Here is an 18,654-nt window from a genome sequence, read left to right as displayed (position 1 = left end):
GGGTAGTGCCTTCTAGCGATCAAACCAACGATTTTTAGTCGTAAAATAAGACCGCTCCCCCGTCGTGTCGAGAAGCCTTTGGGGTTTCAACCGATTCTGATAGATTTTCATCGCGGCCAATCGTCTTTTGAAGTTCTTTTAGCCGCTATCAGAATCTATGAAGGGCTGATAACAGCAATCACCAGAACCTCTTTGTCGCGTTGAAAACCTTTAAATCATACGCGGTGTCAAATGCCTCAACACCATGAACTGGGTACTAGGTAGTGGACTTGGGGAAATTTTTTCGCCGTTGACTTGTACCGCGTCGAAATCTTTTGAATCGCAAGTGATGCTTTTCAACCATCGCCGATACCAAGCTTATCAAGGCGATAACGGATCTGGCGAAAGCTGATGCCGAGCAGTTCAGCGGCCCTGGTGCGTACGCCATCGGCCTGCTGCAGGGCGGCGAGAATAATCTGACGTTCCTGGTCCTCCAGCCACTCTTCCATCTTGAATCCTGCCGGTATCTCGTGCAGTTCGGTCGGGCTGGACGATCTCTTTTTCTGCAGTTGCGGCGGCAGAGAGTCGACGGTGAGCACTTGCTGATCACCTAACACCAGACAACGCTCGACCAGATTTTCGAGCTCACGCACGTTACCGGGCCAGTCGTAGTTGAGCAGCAATTCCAGGGCGTGCTTATCAATCTGGTAGTTGTTGTCACTACCGGTTTTCTGGTGGTAAAAGTTCTGAATCAGCAAAGGAATATCACTGCGCCGTTCACGCAAGGGGGGCAGCTCGATGGTCACGACGTTGAGACGATAATAGAGATCCTCACGAAAGGTTCCTTGCGTGATATTGGCTGACAGATCCTGATTGGTGGCAGCAATCAGGCGGATATCGAGGGGAATGTTGCTGGTTCCGCCCACCCGTCGGAATTCGCGCTCCTGCAATACCCGCAACAGCTTGACCTGCATTCCCATAGGCAGTTCGCCGATTTCATCAAGAAACAGGGTTCCTAAATGGGCGCTTTCGAACAACCCCTGCTTTTTTTTGTCAGCTCCGGTAAAAGCGCCGCGCTCATGACCAAAGAGTTCACTTTCCAGCAGGTTTTCAGGGATTGCCCCGCAGTTAATGGCGACAAAGGGGTGGTTTTTACGCTCGCTACCCAGATGCAAGGCCTGGGCGACCAGCTCCTTGCCGGTACCACTCTCGCCGGTGATCAACACATTGGCCCGACTCGGCGCAACCCGCTCAAGCAGAGCAATCAGCCGAGTCATTTCATCACTCTCCCCAATCAGGTTTTTGAAGGAAAAGCGTTCTTTGAGCTGGCGTTTGAGCTGAAGATTTTCGCGTTGTAACTGACGGCGTTCCAGGGCATTTTTGACCACCAGTCGGATTTCATCATTTTTAAATGGCTTGGTGATATAGTCGTAAGCCCCGAGCTTCATTGCCTCTACCGCCTCTTCGGTGGAAGAAAAAGCGGTTATCATGATCATGGTGGTATCATTCTCCTGCTCACGCAAACGCCGCAACAGATCAATACCGGTCAAGCGCGGCATCTTGATGTCACTGATGATCAGATCAACGGTGTTCTCTGCCATCTTTGTGAGGGCATCTTCCCCATTGACCGCCTGATCAATCTGATACCCCTCGCGCTGCAATAACACCGTCAGCATGTCACGTAAACTTTGTTCATCATCGACGATCAGGATGCGTGAGCTATGGTTGGTCATCTTCTCCCCCTGCTGCATGCGGAAAACTCATAATGAAGCGTTCGCCCCCCAAGGTTGATCTTTCAGCACGAATGGTCCCACCGTGGGCTTCAATAATCGAGTAAACGGTCGACAGCCCCAGGCCGGTACCTTTGTCCTTGGTTGAAAAAAACGGCTCAAAAATCCGCTCCCTGATCTCGGGTGCAATGCCGGGGCCGCTATCTTCAATGGTTAAGGTCCAGGGATTCCCGTGGGCATAGGTTATCAGCAGCGTTCCCTGCCCTTTCATTGCCTCGGCCGCGTTAATTGACAGATCCCACAACACCTGCCAGATCTGGCTACGATCGAGGGAGACCTGACAGGGTGGCGCTGCGTTCATCTGCACATCAATCTCTTGAAAGCGCAGATCACGCTGGAGCATGCGGCCTAATTCAGCGATCATGACAGCCATATCAACGACGGTTTTCTGTGGGCGATGGGGTCGGGCAAAGGCCAGAAAATCGGTGAGCAGATGGTTCAGCCGATCCGCTTCCTTGACCATGATGGTCAGCAGATGCTTATCCTCAGCACTTAATTGTTCATTTTCACCAAGCAGTTGAGCTGAACCGCTGATGGAAGCCAGCGGGTTGCGGATTTCATGGGCCAGGCCGGCCGATAACCGGCCGATGGCGGCAAGGCGATCAGAACGTTTGAGTTGTTCTTCAATCTTTTTGAGCTGGGTTAAGTCCTGGAAGGTCACGAGGGTTCCCAGGGGTTCACCATGATTTCCCTTCACCAGGGTTGTCGCATATCCGAAAGAAAGGCGTTCCCCGGACGGGTGGGCAAAAAACCCCTCGGCGCGGTTAACCGGCTCCGTGTCAGGAGTGACGATCTTGTTGAACTCAGGAAACAATTCAGCCGCCGGGGCATCGTACACCTGCTGCAGGGAGAATCCGGTAATGTCGCTGGCGGCAAGGTTGAACGCACGGATCCGTCCCTGCGGGTTGATCAGCATCACACCGCTGCTGATATGGGACAGAATCAGCCGGTTCATCCGCTCCAGCTCGGAGAAATCAATGCTCTTGCGCTGATAGAGGGCTTCGCTCTGGCGCCAGCGTTCTGCCAGGGTCCCACTTAACATAGCGGTCAGGAAAAAAGCGACCAGATGAACAAACAGGGAATTCAGGAAAACGGCATCGGCGGTGGCAGTGGGAACCTGAAAAGGGCCGAGCAACTGATAAAACTGCAACAGCAGGATGCCGCCAAACAGAATGGAAGAACTGGCGGCAGCAAGGATCGTCAAACGCCGGGATAGAAGAAAGCTGGCCGAGATGATGACCAGCAGATAAAAGAACGAAAAAATGCTCTCCACCGCGCCGGTGGTGAGAATCAGCGCCGACACCAGGAGCAGATCCCAGACGATCTGTGCCTGATTTAAAATCCAGAGATTGTTCAGCCGCGGCAGGATCAGAGCGACAACAATCGCATGGACATAGGAGATGCCAACCAGAAAAAACAGCGGGGTGACTGAATAGGCGAGGTTGCCGTGGAGATAGAAAAATGCCGCGCCACCCAGAACCAGGGTGATCACCGCAGTCCGGCAGACCAGATACCAGATCAGGCTGCGATGTCCTGCTTGTGTCACTTGTTTTGCGCTTGGTTCTCCCGCTGACATTAACCGCTAAACATTCCCGGCCATCTGGAAAATCGGCAGGTACATGGCGATAACCAGACCGCCAACGGTGGTTCCAAGGAACAGCATCAACAGAGGTTCCATCATCGCGGTCAGATTGTTGACAGCGTCATCCACCTCATCATCATAAAAATCTGCGATCTTGGCAAGCATGGTATCAAGGGCACCGGCCTGCTCACCGACTTCGATCATCTGACAGACCATCGGCGGGAAGACACCTGACTCCTTGAGGGGTTCGGCGATGGTTTTACCTTCGCTGATACTGGTACGCACCTTTTTGATGGCATCTTCAACCGTGCGGTTACCGGCGGTCTTGGCGACAATATCAAGACCATCGAGGATCGGCACGCCACTGGAGATCATGGTCGACAGGGTGCGAGCAAACTTGGCCACGGCAACCTTGCGAATCAACATCCCGAAAACCGGCAGCTTCAACGCCCAGCGATCAAAAGCCCGCCGCCCCTTGTCAGTGGCATAGATTTTTTTGAAGGCAAAAATCGACAGAAATATCAACGCAATAATAATGACAATATAATTCTGGATCAGGTTACTTAGGTTAATAACAATCTGGGTTGGTGCCGGCAACGCACCGCCAAAATCGGCAAAGATTTTCTCGAAGGCCGGGATAACGAAAATCAGGATAACCGCAATAACCACCACCGCAATACCGACAATCGTGGTTGGATAGGTCATGGCACTTTTGACTTTTTTCTTGAGCTTGAGCGCTTTTTCAATATAAACCGCCAGGCGGTTGAGGATCGTATCAAGGATACCACCAACCTCACCGGCAGCAACCAGATTGACGTAAAGGTCATTAAACGCCTTGGGGTGTTTGCTCAAGGCATCGGCAAAGGTCGAACCGGATTCAACATCCGACTTCACTTTCAGCAGCACCTCCTTGAAGGTTTTATTGGGCTGCTGATTCGACAGAATATCGAGACACTGCACCAGCGGCAGGCCGGCATCGATCATGGTGGCAAACTGGCGGGTAAAGACGACGATATCCTTGGTGGTTATCTTCGGCTGCAGAAAACTGATATTAATCTCGGCATTCAGGCCCCCAGCCCCCTTGACCTTGGTCGCCTGGATCCCCTGGCGCCGCAGACTGGCCGTTACTGCCCCTTCGCTGACCGCTTCCATGGTTCCTTTATGAGTTTTTCCGTCTTTCGACCGGCCTGTCCAGCTGAACTTCGGCATGGTCCTCCCCTTTCACATTTGGCTTTTACGGGCCTTAACAGTGATCTGTTACATCATCCGATCGGGACTGATGGTACGCTTGCGACTTAACACCGCCTGCGGATTGGCGAATATCTGGCGCAGCTCATCAGGATCATGCGAACGGGTCAAGGCATCATCCTCACTGATCTGGCGACTGTGGGCCAGTAAAAACAGCGACTGGTTCATCGTCTGCATGGCAAACTTGTCCTGACCGATCTGCATCTGGGAATAAATCTGATGGATCTTGTCCTCACGGATCAGGTTACGAATGGCCGCATTGGGGACCATGACCTCCAGGGCCATGCAGCGCCCCTTACCGTTTGCATTGGGGATCAAGGCCTGGGACAGGACCCCTTCAAGCACGAATGACAGCTGAGTCCGGACCTGCGCCTGCTGGTTGGTGGGAAAGACATCGATAATCCGGTTCATGGTCTGCACACAGGAGTTGGTGTGCAGGGTGGCAAAGCACAAGTGCCCGGTTTCAGCAATCGTCAGTGCGGCCTCAATGGTTTCGATATCGCGTAATTCTCCAAGCAGTACCACATCGGGGTCCTGGCGTAGAATGTATTTAAGGGCTTTTTTGAAGGTACTGGTGTCGGCCCCGACTTCGCGTTGATTGACCAGACACTTTTTGTGCGAATGGATATATTCAATCGGATCTTCAATGGTGATGATATGTTCGCTGCGCTCAGAGTTGATCGCATCAATGATCGCCGCCAGGGTCGTGGTTTTACCACTACCGGTCGGTCCGGTCACCAGAACCAGTCCTCGCGGTTTTTTCGACAGACTCTTGACTACCGGCGGCAGGCCGAGCTCATCAGAGGTTTTGATCTCAAAAGGAATAGCGCGAAATGCTCCGGCTACCGCCCCACGCTGGACAAAAATATTACCACGAAAGCGCGATAACCCCTTAACGCCGAAAGACAGATCCAGCTCGTTTTCCTCTTCAAAACGACGCTTCTGGGCATCGGTCAAGACACTGTAGCAGAGCTGTTTGGTATCAGCTGCCGTCATTTTTGGTGCATCGAGCGGCTGCATTTTACCGTCGATGCGGATCTGTGGTGCGGTCCCGGTCGACACATGGAGGTCAGAGGCCCCCTGCTCGATCATCGTTTTCAGTAACTGGTGCATGTTCGCCATACAGCTAACCCCCGTTATTCCTGGTTCTTACTTCCTGGTTCCAAAAATTAATCATCCGCAATCGTCGTCCTTAACACCTCTTCCAAGGTGGTAACCCCTTCCGCCATTTTGGTCAGCGCTGCCTGACGCATGGTTTTAACCCCAAGCCGCATCGATTCCTCTTTGATTTCTGCGGTATTAGCACCGGCGAGAATCGCTTCACGGATCGGTTCAAACATCGGCATAACCTGATAGAAACCAACCCGCCCACGATAACCGGTATCATTACACTCAGCGCAGCCACGTCCTTTGTACACGATGATTTTACCAGCTTCATCCTCGGGGATCCCGGCGGTGACAAGAGCTTCGAGGGGATGTTTGACCGGTTCTTTACAGGCGGCACAAACCCTCCGACCAAGACGCTGGGCAGAAATCAGATTGACTGCTGAAGCGACCAGGAACGGCTCAATCCCCATATTCAAGAGTCGATTGACCGTACTCGGGGCATCGTTGGTATGCAGGGTTGACAGCACCAGGTGACCGGTAAGGGCCGCTTTGACGCCAATCTCAGCGGTTTCAAAATCACGAATCTCACCAATCATGATGATATCCGGATCCTGGCGCAAGAAGGCGCGCAGGGCAGCAGCAAAGTTCAGGCCGATTTCCTCGTGCATCTGAACCTGATTGATGCCGGCAAAGTTAAATTCGACCGGATCCTCTGCGGTCGAGATATTTTCACTGACCTTGTTCAGTTCCGACAAGGCTGAATAGAGGGAAACGGTCTTACCACTACCGGTTGGTCCGGTAACCAGCACCATGCCAAAGGGCTTGTGAATTTCATGTTTGAACCACTTCAGGGACTGTTCCTCATAGCCAAGCTTGGTCATGTCCAACTGCAGATTACTTTTATCGAGCAGACGCAAAACGACTTTTTCACCAAACAGGGTCGGTAGGCAGTTCACCCGATAATCCATTTCCTGATTACGAGCCAGCTTGATTTTGATACGTCCATCCTGCGGCAGGCGCCGCTCGGCGATGTCGAGGTTAGCCATGATTTTCAAGCGGGAGGTGATAGCGTTTTTCAGTTTACGCGGCGGCTTCATCACCTCATAAAGGACACCATCGATCCGATAACGGACCCGGAACATATGCTCATAAGGCTCAATATGGATATCTGATGCCTTCTTTTTGATCGCATCAGTAAGGATCAGATTAACCAGTTTGACAACCGGTGCATCTTCACTGGCCTTTTCCAGTTCATTAATATTCTCGAGTTCGTCGTCACCAACCAACTCCAGATCAACATCATCAAATTCGCTTAAGGCATCGGCCATGGTGGCTGACTGATCATAGTAGATGTCGATCGCCTCCTTGACGGCCGCTTCGGCAGCAACAACCACCTCAACATTGTAGCCGGTCATAAATTTAATATCGTCGATAGCGAAGATATTGGAAGGGTCGGACATGGCAACAATCAGGGTCGCACCGGCTCGATTGATCGGCAGCAATTGATATTTTTGAGCGACTGCTGCCGGCACCAGCTTGATAACGGCAGGATCAACTTCAAACTCTTTCAGATCGATGGAAGGAACACCGTAGTGTTTGGAAAGAAAGGTCGCCAGATCATGTTCCTGAACGTAGCCCAACTTAATCAGTGCCGCACCAAGACGGATCCCCTCGGTTTTCTGCTCAGAAATGGCTTTTGCCAGTTGATCATCAGAAATCATCTGGTTTCTGATCAGTAATTCACCCAGCCGGCTGACGCTCATATGCCGCTATTCCTTTCCCATTTAGGCCAAATAATCCACCAGCGTTTGGCGCATAAAACCATGCGGCAAACGCTTTTCCGTCCAGATATAAAACGCGTCTGTCCCCTGCGCAGCGAGCAGACTCAAACCGTCCACACAGGTTAAGCCGTGGCGTTGGGCAGAGTGAACCAATGCTGTGCCGGTTTTGGAATATACCATATCAAATATTAATGCGCTACCTTTAATATTCTCCAATGGAAGAAAATCGAGGGATTCACCGTGCAAGCCGACAGAAGTGGTATTCACCAATAAATCTGCCGCTGTAACTGCCTGTAAAAACTCGGGAGAAGCATAGGGCACAGCAACCAGATAGGGCTGCCCGGGATCAGACGTAAAGGCCGTAATCAGGTCGGACGCCCGCTCAACATGGCGATTGGCGACGGTTATCTGTTCTACCTGGGCCGTCATCAACGCCTGAACTGCTGCGCGACAGGCACCGCCCGCACCCAGCAACAGCACTTTTTTACCATGGGGAGAAAACCCTAGATCGTCGATGGCGGAGCGGATAAAACCACTGCTGTCCGTATTGTAGCCAATCAACCGGCCATGGTCATTCACCACCGTATTCACCGCACCAATCTGCCTGGCGGTTGGGTCAACATGGTCCAGCAATGGGATAATAGCTTCTTTGTGCGGGATTGTGACATTAATTCCCTTAATATCGAGGGCTTTCACTGCAGCGACAGCGGCAGCGAGGGAATCTGCTGTTACCTGAAAGGGAACATAGACGGCATCAATGGCACAATGAACAAAGGCCGCATTCTGCATCAACGGAGACAACGAATGGGCAATCGGATCGCCAAATATGCCGTAGACTGTTGAATTGCCTGTTACAATCTGCATCATTCCTGGCCTCCCTGAGCCTAAGCATTGGAGGGCAGGTATTCAGAATACTGAACCACCTGTACCCGTTGCAGGATTTGCCGCGCCTTTAATACATCTTCTGCTATAGCCACCGTCAATTCATTCACATTGGCGAAGGCGGTTTCATCCCGCAACCGCTCGATAAAGTAGACTCGTAATTTTTCGCCATAAATTTCACCGCTATAATCGAGCAGATGAACTTCAATGCTTAAGTCATGACAACCAAAGGTTGGACAGTAGCCGACATTGACGACCCCTCCATATTCAAGATCACCATGGCGTACCTTCACCACATAGACACCAGGAGCCGGAATCAATTCTTTCTCTGTGCTGATATTGGCTGTCGGAAAACCCAGTTCGCGGCCGCGTTGGAAGCCACTGACCACCTCGCCGTAGAGATTATAATGGCGTCCCAGCAAAGGCAGAACATCAGCGACCCGACCGGCACTGATCAATTGACGAATGCGGGTAGAACTGTACGGAGTTCCGGCTGCGCTGACCGGTTCTACGATGTCGACGGCAACCCCCTTGCCGGCACAAAAGTCACGCAGAAATGCCGGAGTGCCGCTGCGCCCTTGGCCAAAGGCGTAATCGTAACCAACAACAAGTTTCTGTGCTGCCAGGCGGTTGAGTAAAACCTTATCGACAAATTCTGCCGGTGATTGCTGGGCAAAGGATCGGTCAAACGGGATTTCAATCAGCCAATCAACATGAGAAGCGGCGATCAGGCGGCGCCGCTCTTCCCTGGTGTTGAGCAGTAACGGCGCATTATCGGGAGCAAGGACCTTGAGGGGATGGGGATAAAAAGTACAGACAACCGACTGGAGTTGCTCGGTTCGGGCAATGGAAGTCAAACGCCGAAACAGGGCTCGATGACCCAGATGCACACCATCAAAGTTACCAAGGGTGACTACGCTCGGGGCAAAGTCATCAGGGATACGGGTCAGGGAGTCAATGATAATCACAATACAGGCCTGCCTCTAAATTTCAACAATAACAGTGTCTTGGATAGTACCGATTGTGTGCCGTCAGAGACAAGGGCTAAATCGAATCAACCTGAAAAAAAAAGGGCGAACCGTTGCCGATTCGCCCTGAAATACCGAATATAATGAGATATTTACTCAGTTGAACTGGGAATCATCGACTTTATGTACTCACGATTAAGCTTGGCGATAAACTTGACACTGATTCCTTTGGGACAGGCCGCTTCACATTCATAGTGGTTGGTGCAGTTACCGAAACCTTCTGACAGAATCGCTTCAGTCATGGCCTTGACCCGGCGCTTTGCTTCCGGTTTACCTTGCGGCAGTACCGCAAGTTGAGCCACTTTGGCGCTGGTGAACAGCATGGCTGAACTGTTGGGACAGGCAGCTACACAGGCACCACAGCCGATGCACTCGGCCGCATCCATGGCATAGTCAGCCACCGGCTTGCCAACCAGCAGGGCATTACCGTCGGCAACCCCGCCGGTATGGCATGAGGTGTAACCACCAGCCTGCATGACCACATCGAGGGAGGTACGGTCAACGATCAGGTCCCTGAGGATCGGGAACGCTCTGGCACGCCAGGGCTCAATAAAAATTTCATCACCATCTTTAAACTGGCGCATGTGCAATTGACAAACAGTCGTCAATTCCTGCTGACCGTGAGGACGGCCATTAATCACTTGTGAACACATGCCGCAGATTCCTTCGCGACAATCATGGTCAAAGGCGATGGGATCTTTTCCGGTCTTGATCAAATCATCATTCACCTCATCCAGCATTTCGAGGAACGATTGATCGGGGCTGACATTGTCAGCCTTATAGGTCTCCAGTTTGCCACTGTCTTCCGGCCCCTGCTGGCGCCATACATGCAATGTAAGTTTCATTATTTATAACTCCTTACGGCAAGCTTGACGTTATCAAATTTCAGCGGTTCCTTGTGCAACTCGGGAGCCTTGCCGGCGCCTTTGAATTCCCAGGCAGCAACATAGCTGAAATCTTCATCGTTACGCATCGCCTCACCATCGTCGGTCTGATGTTCGACACGGAAGTGACCACCACAGGACTCTTCGCGATTCAAGGCATCGGTAGCCAGCATCTCAGCAAACTCGATAAAATCAGCCAAACGCCAGGCATTCTCTAGTTGCTGATTAAGCTCCATAGCATTACCGGTGACATTGACGTTGTTCCAGAACTCTTCACGGATTTCCGGAATACGCTTGAGAGCATGCTTGAGGCTGGCGTCGCTACGAGCCATGCCAACGTCTTCCCACATCACGCTGCCAAGCTCGCGATGCAGTTCACCGACAGTTTTCTTTCCTTTAATCAACAACAGCTTATCAAGCTCACTTCTGACGTCTTCAGCAGACTTCTTGAATTCAGGATGGTCATTTTTGACCTTGCCCGGCTCGATCGATGCCAGATAGGGGGTGATGGTGTATGGGATAACAAAATAGCCATCAGCCAGGCCCTGCATAAGCGCTGAAGCGCCAAGACGGTTGGCACCATGCACCGAAAAGTTGGCCTCACCCAGGACGAACAGACCGGGGATGTTGCTCATGCACTGGTAATCAACCCAGAGGCCGCCCATGGCATAGTGAGGGGCAGGGTAAATGCGCATCGGCCGTTCGTAACCGTTTTCATCGGTAATCTTTTCATACATGTCAAAAAGGTTGCCGTAACGCTCAGCGATAGTTTTCTGACCAAGGCGATTGATAGAGTCAGCAAAGTCGAGATAGACTCCCCGTTTGCTCTCACCGACACCGCGACCGTCGTCGCACTGTTCCTTGGCCGCACGCGAGGAGATATCGCGGGGAGCCAGGTTGCCGAAGGACGGATACTTACGTTCCAAGTAGTAGTCACGAGCAGCTTCAGGCACTTCGCTGGGATGCTTGGTGCAATCTTCGGCTTTTTTAGGCACCCAGACGCGACCATCATTGCGCAGGGACTCAGACATCAGAGTCAGTTTCGACTGTTTGTCACCATGCTGAGGAATGCAGGTTGGGTGAATTTGGGTGTAGCAGGGGTTGGCCATGAAGGCCCCCTTCTTCACCGCTTTCCAGGCAGCGGTAACACTGCAGCCCATAGCGTTGGTCGACAGATAAAAAACATTAACATAGCCACCGGTCGCAAGGATGACAGCATCACCCCAGTAAGATTCAATTTCTCCGGTCACCAGGTTACGGCAGGTGATCCCTTTGGCAACACCGTCAACGACAACCAGATCAAGCATTTCACGACGCGCAAACATTTTGACCGAGCCGTTTTTGATCTGCCGGGACAGGGCCGAATAGGCTCCCAGCAACAACTGCTGACCGGTCTGGCCACGGGCATAGAAGGTCCGCGAAACCTGAGCACCGCCGAAGGAGCGGTTATCGAGGTATCCGGCATAGTCACGGGCAAAGGGGACGCCCTGGGCGACACACTGATCGATAATGTTATTGGAAACCTGAGCCAGACGCCAGACGTCCGCTTCGCGGGCGCGGAAGTCACCACCCTTTACGGTATCGTAGAACAGGCGATAAATACTGTCACCATCGTTGGGATAGTTCTTGGCGGCATTGATACCACCCTGAGCAGCAATACTGTGAGCACGCCGCGGGCTGTCCTGATAACAGAAAGCCTCAACATTGTAGCCAAGTTCGCCTAAAGAAGCCGCTGCGGCACCACCGGCAAGGCCGGTACCGACAACGAGAACTTTATACTTACGTTTGTTGGAGGGATTAACCAGCTTCATATCGAAGCGATGTTTGTCCCAGGAAGTTTCAATCGGACCTGCAGGTGCTTTTCCGTCTAATATCACAATAAGCCCCCTATTTCACAATGCGAGCGAGAATTAATAAAGGAATGGCGATATACGCCAGACCATACACGATAGCCAGTACCTTACCGATGGAGATCACCTTGTCCTGGCTCGGTCCAGTGCTCAAGCCGAAGGTCTGAACCCAGCTTGAAATACCATGGGCCAGATGCAACAGCAGGGCGATCATCGCAATAATGTAAATCAGCGAGATAAAGACCTTCTGGAAACTCAGAACCATCATGGTATAAACATCGAGCCGTGAGGCCGCATCAAGGGGAAGATTAGCCGCCGAAATCGACGGGTTAGTGACCTGAATGGTGAAGTGCAACAGGTGGTAGAGCAAAAACGCCAGGATAATCAAACCGGTAAAGATCATAGTCTTGGCAGAAAAACTGGTGACCAGGGTTTTTTCAATGGCGTAGGGATCAGGTGTCGCTGCTTTGTTCTCAAAATACAGTTGAATACCGAAGGTGATATGAATGGCAAACAGAGCCACCATACCCAAACGGAATATCCAGACCAGGGGGCCCAGATCTTGCAGCGCTTTGGCGTAGGCATTAATGCTGTCGGGGCCTGCAAAAACCGACAGATTGCCGATCAGATGGACTGTAACAAACGCGATCAGTAACAGACCGGTTACAGCCATCAAAATCTTTCTTCCCACTGTGTTCGTCAAAAAATTCATAGTTCTTTTCCCTCGAGAGTGTGAATGATTGCCAATGAAAGGTTTTGTTCCAATTTCAATCAGCGTTGTTCAGCTCCTGCGTTTACCGGTCAGGCCCGGCCCTTCTCTCCTCCTGAAAACAAGCCCTGTACCAGTGCCCCGGCGGTGCACGCCAGGAATCAATCCTCCTGTCCATGCTGACATCCCTTCGGTGTCGTCCAATACATTGCAAAGCCCTGAACCAGATTCAGGGCGGCACGTGCAAACAGTATACTGTATACTAAACATTGTTATAAATTTAAACAAAAAAAACGGTAGTTTGGCAAAATCTAATGGCAACACCAATCAGCGTAATTGCAGAAACTGGTCCCAGGGCAAAAAAAGATATCTGAATCACCAGGGTGAATTAACAGGTTGATTGCTGTAGGGCAACAATCTTATCGAGCCCCTGGGTTAATATCTCGCACTTCTGTTGCGCCGCCAGCAACTTCGCCCGATCTTTTTCAAGCACCGCAGCCGGAGCGTTGCTGACGAACTTTTCGTTGCCCAACTTGCGGGTGAAAAAATCAACATCCTTCTGAATCTTCTCGATTTCTTTTTTCAGGCGGGTGGCTTCCTCTGCAAGATCAATCAACCCGCTCAGCGGGATGAGCACCTCGACGTTACCGGCGACCTGGGTTGCCACATCCTCGGGACGCTCGATCGCGACTCCGACCACCAGATCTTCAACCCGCGCCAGGCTGCCGATGGCGGCCTCGCCGGCGCGAATCAGCTGGACGGTGGCCGCATCGTTACAATCGAGCAGCACCTTGATCTTTTGTCCCGGCGATACGTCCAGTTCGCCACGCACATTACGGATGGCTGAAACAATCGCCATGATCAGTTCCATCTGAGCGACCGCTCCGGCATCGGTGACAACACCGCTGCCACTGGGGTAGGCGGCCATCATGATCGACTTATTGGGACGTTGTCCGGGCAGAGCCTGCCAGATTTCTTCGGTGACAAAGGGGAGAATCGGATGGGCCAGCCGTAACAACCCTTCGAGAACGGTAAAGAGCACCATCTGGGTTTGCCGCCTTGCCAACGGGTCGTCTCCGTTGAGAGGTTGTTTACTGAGCTCGACGTACCAGTCACAAAATTCGTGCCAGGTAAAGGTATACAGTATCGAAGCGGCTTCGTTGAATCGATAATCTGCCAGGGCCTGATTCATCTGCGTAGCGGTCTGATTGAAACGGTGCAGAATCCACTGTTCGGCCGGGGCGAGATGCGCTACGGACAAGTCGCTGGTTGCCGGATCAAAGTCTTCCAGATTGAGCAGCGCAAAGCGACTGGCATTCCATAATTTGTTGACAAAGTGCCGGTAACCGCTGATCCGATCGGTCGACAGGCGAATATCACGCCCCATAGCAGCAAAGGCACAGAGGGTAAAGCGGAAGGCGTCGGCCCCATATTCATCAATCACGATCAAGGGATCAATCACATTGCCCTTGCTCTTGCTCATTTTCTGCCCCTGGGCATCGCGCACCAAGGCATGGATGTAGACCTCCTTGAAGGGAACTTCATCCATGAAGCGCAGTCCCATCATCATCATGCGTGCAACCCAGAAAAACAGGATATCAAAACCGGTGACCAGGCAACTGGTGGGGTAAAATTTATCCAGGGCCAACGTTTTGTCCGGCCAGCCCATGGTAGAGAAAGGCCAGAGTGCTGACGAAAACCAGGTATCGAGGACATCGGTTTCCTGCACGATGGCGGTACTGCCACAATGCCGGCAGGCGCTGATATCCTCAATGGACACACTGATCTGGTCACAGTCTGAGCAGAACCACGCCGGGATGCGGTGCCCCCACCAGATCTGGCGACTGATACACCAGTCCTGGATATTGTACATCCATTCAAAATAGGTTTTCTCCCACTGACGCGGGATAATCGCCGTTTGCCCGTTTTCAACTGCAGCAATGGCCTGTTCGGCAAGGGGCTGGACCGCCACATACCACTGCTTGCTCATATAGGGCTCAATCACGGCATGGCAGCGATAACACTCCCCCACTGCGTGGGTATGATCCTCAACCTTGGCAAGCAAGCCCAGGGCATCGAGATCTGCAACAACCTGCTGGCGCGCCTCGGCCGCCGACAAGCCCTGATAAACCCCGCCGTTTTCATTGATGCAGCCCGACTCATCGAGCACATTAATAAATTCCAGGTCGTGGCGCTTGCCCACGGCAAAGTCATTGAAGTCGTGAGCCGGAGTCATCTTGACGGCACCGCTGCCAAACTCTTTATCAACATACTCATCAGCGATGATGGGAATTTCACGATTGACCAGCGGCAGCATCACGGTTTTACCGATCAGGTCACGATAACGTTCATCGTCAGCGGCAACGGCAACCGCTGAATCGCCCAGCATGGTTTCCGGCCGCGTAGTTGCTACGACTAGATGGTGATCGCTACCGATAACCGGATAACGCAAATGCCAGAGGTGCCCCTTCTTGTCATCATGCTCCACTTCCAGATCAGACAGGGCGGTATGACAGCGCGGGCACCAGTTGATCAGGCGGTTATCCCGGTAAATCAGGCCATCCTGGTAAAGGCGGACAAAAACTTCACGGACCGCCTTTGATAAGCCCTCGTCCATGGTGAAACGTTCGCGCTGCCAGTCACAGGACGCGCCAAGGCGCTTGAGCTGGTTGATAATCTGCCCGCCGGACGTCTGTCGCCATTGCCACACCCGCTCGACAAAGGCTTCACGACCGAGTTGGTGGCGATCCAACCCTTCGGCAGCTAATTGCTTTTCCACTACATTCTGGGTTGCAATACCGGCATGGTCGGTACCCGGCATCCACAGCACTTCATAGCCACACATGCGCTTCCAGCGGCACAGGATATCCTGCAGACTGTTATTCAGGGCGTGCCCCATATGCAGGACACCGGTAACATTGGGGGGCGGAATAACGATGGAATAAGCCGGCCGCGGCGAATCGTCGTGGGCGCAGAAATCACCGCGCTGTTCCCAGATATCAAACCATTTTTGTTCTATCTGCGCCGGATCGTAAGCCTTGGGCAATGACATGCTCATTGTATCTACGTCCTTTTTCCTGCATTAAAGGTGATATGATTTTTTTAAGGAGGGGTACTTACGCCGGGGACAATAAAGCGGGGAGGCAAAAGATGTCAAGACCTCCTTTGCCTCCCCGCGGGAGTTTTACTGATTTTCCGGATAACCTGGCTAAATGAGCCGTGGTTCAGGATTCTCCGCGCTTGATTTTTTCGATTTCAGCACGGATCATCGTTTCTGCCAGATCGGGAACCACCTCCCAGACGGTCTGCTCCAGCATTTCACGCGCCAGGCGCTCGATCAGCGGTCCAGCGACCTTTTCGACAATCCGGGCAACCTCCTCCTCAGGCAACTGGCGAAGCTGCTCTTCGACCATCTCGCTGGAGGGCTGGGGATCGGCGCCGGCAAGCGCTGGTTCGAACGTCGGCGACTCGGACGGATCAACCTCCGCGGCCATTTCCTCAGGTTCTACCTCAACCAGATCTGACGCTTCAAACTCGGCCTCATAATCGGCAGTTGTGCTGGTCATGGATTCAATATCGTCCTCGGTGGCGGCTAAACTCTCGTCCACGTCAGTGAAAAGGTTGTCGTCACGCCGGCGGTATGATCCTTCAGCGGCATCTTCCTTATCAGCAGTCTGATCCTGAGGGGCAACGAAAAGATTATCATGCGCCTGAGTTGGTGCTTCTGCCGCAAAGGAGTCAGCAGGGGCAGCAACCACAGCCTCTTCTTCAAGCACGTCACCTTCGGTCAGATCAAGGATCTCATCATCATCCGGGTTTTCATCTGCCTCAAAGGTAAAAACTTCGCCATCCGTAGAAACAGGTTCCGCCGTTGCCTCCTCAGCCTCCGTCAAATCAATGAAGGTTGTGGAATCCTCGATCAGCTCTTCCTCTTGATCAAGAGTTTCCTCCATCAACTCCAGCTCATCATCCCCATTGGCCGTAGGGCCGGCAACAAGATGGTCTATTTCGACAACTTCTTCGCCGACCGGTTGATCGCTGACCAACTCGAATTCCTCTTTGGCTTCATCAAACTCCGGCGCATCCAGATCTTTTGATGGCGCAGCAGATTCCGGGGCAGAGGCATAAGGGGAAAGCTGTTCGGGGGTCAGACCCTGGTCCGGCTCATATAAATCACTTTCGTCGGCGGAAGCGTCAGCCGCGTCCTCTTCATCCTGATCACTGGCAGCAAGCAGCTCCTGTGGTTTGAGATCTTCTTCCTCAAAAGAAACCTCACCCCACAACTCACCGTCAGCATCTTCACTGGCGTCAGTGGTTTCAATCTCTTCTTCAACAAGATCAATGATCGGCTCTTGCGGAGCGAAAGAGACCTCTTGTTCGGTGGCGAAGGAGGTGTCGGTATCCGAATCAGCTGATTGTCCTGCAAAATCAATTGTCTCAGGAGTTTCATCAGCAACGTCACTGGTAGCGGCGGTGACCGCCAGGCGTAAGGGTGGCATCTCAACCAGGGCCGTTACTTTGTCAATCAACGCCTGGGACTCAAAAGGTTTGATCAGCCAGCCATCAGCACAGACCTCCACCGCTCTGGCTTCATCAAATTCCTCAAACGCGCCGGGTAGCAATAATACGGAGGTTACTCCGAGGTCAGGATGACTTTTGATCTCCCGACAGAGGTCGAAGCCGTTTTTTCCAGGCATAAAGATGTCGGCAATCACCAGGTCGGGCTTGTGAACCAGTGCCAGCTCAAAAGCTTTGTCACCGTCGCTGGCGGTTAACAGCTCATAATCTTCCGTCGCAAAAATGATACCGACAACTTTCTGTATGGTAATACTGTCATCGGCGAGCAGCAGCTTCTTCTTCATTGAGCCTCCTTGAACCTGACAGTGTCAGGCAAATTGAACCGTTCCCCCGGGTTATTTCCATGGCCAACACGTCCACATCCAGAATGTGATAGGTTCGTTCTTGATAATAGAAAGTACCAACCTGCCAAGGCGCGTCCCTTTGGCGCGGAACTGACAAGGTTCCTTTATGATCTGCAATAATACGGCTGTTGGGTTGGCTGGCAAAGGCCAAAGATCCATATTCAGAATCAACCAGCACGAAGCATTCCGACTCCGGAGACCCTGTCAACCGATCGCGTCCTTGACCAAAAAATACGATGGGGACCAAGGTCGACTCATGAACCAGGACATAATCAACGCCAGCCGGCAAGAGCGGCAACGGATAAATGGTATGGCCCTGGATAATTCTGCGAATGTGAATCAAAGGCACAGCATAATCAAGTTTACCGGTTTGGAAAAGACCAAATGCGGTCATACCTGTGCTCGATTAATTCCGTAAAATCGTTCCGGTTCAAATACCATAAGTGGCGCATCCTCAACCAGCAGAACCTGACAATCAGCACAGCCCGGTGCAGCGCGGAGCAACGCCGGAATTTCTGCCCTGCTGAACAGGGAGCCCGGGGCAAGCCCGTCGACCCGATCAACCAGAATCGCCCAGTTGCCCTCTGTGCCGCGCAACACCAGGGCACTACGCTGGGTCAGGCCAAGATCGGACACTAACCCGAGCGAAAGCGTCGGATCAATGACCGGAATGGCGGTGTGACGAAATTCCAATGCGGCGACAATCCCCTGGCGCAGATCGCTGCGCTGCACGTCAAGCCGCCCCGACAACGGCTCCAGAACTTCAACAACATGATCCAGATCAAGAACAAAGCGGATGTCTGCCAGGACAAATATCAGCATCTTTCCATCAGCTTTTATCATGTTCCCTCAAAGGTTCAAACATGTTGATATGTTATTCAAACTGCAGCGA

Annotated in this window: 14 protein-coding genes; all 14 read right to left on the bottom strand. The window is 52.3% G+C overall.

What is annotated here, in order from left to right; translation table 11 throughout:
• Positions 1-335: 335 nt before the first annotated feature.
• On the bottom strand, positions 336-1,712 hold the full coding sequence (locus tag ICT70_RS01810; protein ID WP_191153678.1) for a sigma-54-dependent transcriptional regulator: 1,377 nt from the start codon (positions 1,710-1,712) through the stop codon (positions 336-338).
• Positions 1,699-3,315: an ATP-binding protein gene (locus tag ICT70_RS15155; RefSeq protein ID WP_191153677.1), complete on the bottom strand. Its 1,617-nt coding sequence runs from the start codon at positions 3,313-3,315 to the stop codon at positions 1,699-1,701. Before ICT70_RS15155 ends, ICT70_RS01810 begins: the two co-directional genes overlap by 14 nt.
• 36 nt (positions 3,316-3,351) lie before the next feature.
• Positions 3,352-4,560 (bottom strand): type II secretion system F family protein, encoded by a 1,209-nt coding sequence (locus ICT70_RS01800; protein WP_191153676.1) that lies wholly within the window; start codon positions 4,558-4,560, stop codon positions 3,352-3,354.
• A 48-nt stretch (positions 4,561-4,608) separates the two neighbouring features.
• Positions 4,609-5,721, bottom strand: a complete 1,113-nt coding sequence (locus ICT70_RS01795) for a type IV pilus twitching motility protein PilT (RefSeq protein ID WP_191153675.1) — start codon at positions 5,719-5,721, stop codon at positions 4,609-4,611.
• A gap of 47 nt (positions 5,722-5,768) precedes the next feature.
• Positions 5,769-7,469 (bottom strand): type IV-A pilus assembly ATPase PilB, encoded by a 1,701-nt coding sequence (pilB, locus tag ICT70_RS01790; protein WP_191153674.1) that lies wholly within the window; start codon positions 7,467-7,469, stop codon positions 5,769-5,771.
• 21 nt (positions 7,470-7,490) lie between these two features.
• Positions 7,491-8,354, bottom strand: a complete 864-nt coding sequence (gene aroE, locus ICT70_RS01785) for a shikimate dehydrogenase (RefSeq protein ID WP_191153673.1) — start codon at positions 8,352-8,354, stop codon at positions 7,491-7,493.
• A 17-nt stretch (positions 8,355-8,371) separates the two neighbouring features.
• Entirely contained in the window at positions 8,372-9,337 is a 966-nt protein-coding gene (locus ICT70_RS01780; protein ID WP_191153672.1) for a bifunctional riboflavin kinase/FAD synthetase, read from the bottom strand.
• 152 nt (positions 9,338-9,489) lie between these two features.
• The gene (locus ICT70_RS01775; RefSeq protein ID WP_191153671.1) at positions 9,490-10,242 is read right to left on the bottom strand and encodes a succinate dehydrogenase/fumarate reductase iron-sulfur subunit; all 753 of its coding nucleotides are present in this window, start codon (positions 10,240-10,242) and stop codon (positions 9,490-9,492) included.
• Positions 10,242-12,158 (bottom strand): fumarate reductase/succinate dehydrogenase flavoprotein subunit, encoded by a 1,917-nt coding sequence (locus ICT70_RS01770; protein ID WP_191153670.1) that lies wholly within the window; start codon positions 12,156-12,158, stop codon positions 10,242-10,244. The genes ICT70_RS01775 and ICT70_RS01770 overlap by 1 nt, the downstream gene beginning before the upstream one ends.
• A gap of 10 nt (positions 12,159-12,168) precedes the next feature.
• Positions 12,169-12,843 carry a succinate dehydrogenase cytochrome b subunit gene (locus ICT70_RS01765; protein ID WP_191153669.1) on the bottom strand — a complete coding sequence of 225 codons (675 nt, stop codon included), beginning with the start codon at positions 12,841-12,843 and terminating at the stop codon, positions 12,169-12,171.
• 385 nt (positions 12,844-13,228) lie between these two features.
• Complete coding sequence (locus ICT70_RS01760; protein ID WP_191153668.1) at positions 13,229-15,898, bottom strand: valine--tRNA ligase; 2,670 nt, start codon at positions 15,896-15,898, stop codon at positions 13,229-13,231.
• Between the two features lie 166 nt (positions 15,899-16,064).
• Positions 16,065-17,702, bottom strand: a complete 1,638-nt coding sequence (locus ICT70_RS01755; RefSeq protein ID WP_191153667.1) for a response regulator — start codon at positions 17,700-17,702, stop codon at positions 16,065-16,067.
• Positions 17,674-18,156: a chemotaxis protein CheW gene (locus ICT70_RS01750; RefSeq protein ID WP_191153666.1), complete on the bottom strand. Its 483-nt coding sequence runs from the start codon at positions 18,154-18,156 to the stop codon at positions 17,674-17,676. Before ICT70_RS01750 ends, ICT70_RS01755 begins: the two co-directional genes overlap by 29 nt.
• Complete coding sequence (locus ICT70_RS01745) at positions 18,153-18,605, bottom strand: chemotaxis protein CheW (protein WP_224746750.1); 453 nt, start codon at positions 18,603-18,605, stop codon at positions 18,153-18,155. The genes ICT70_RS01750 and ICT70_RS01745 overlap by 4 nt, the downstream gene beginning before the upstream one ends.
• Positions 18,606-18,654 lie beyond the last annotated feature (49 nt).

Origin of the sequence: Pelovirga terrestris, from assembly GCF_014773365.1 — a bacterium.
Taxonomy (GTDB): domain Bacteria; phylum Desulfobacterota; class Desulfuromonadia; order Desulfuromonadales; family Geopsychrobacteraceae; genus Pelovirga; species Pelovirga terrestris.
Note: the sequence above shows the minus strand (reverse complement) of the source record. Positions and strands in the feature narration are given on the sequence as shown.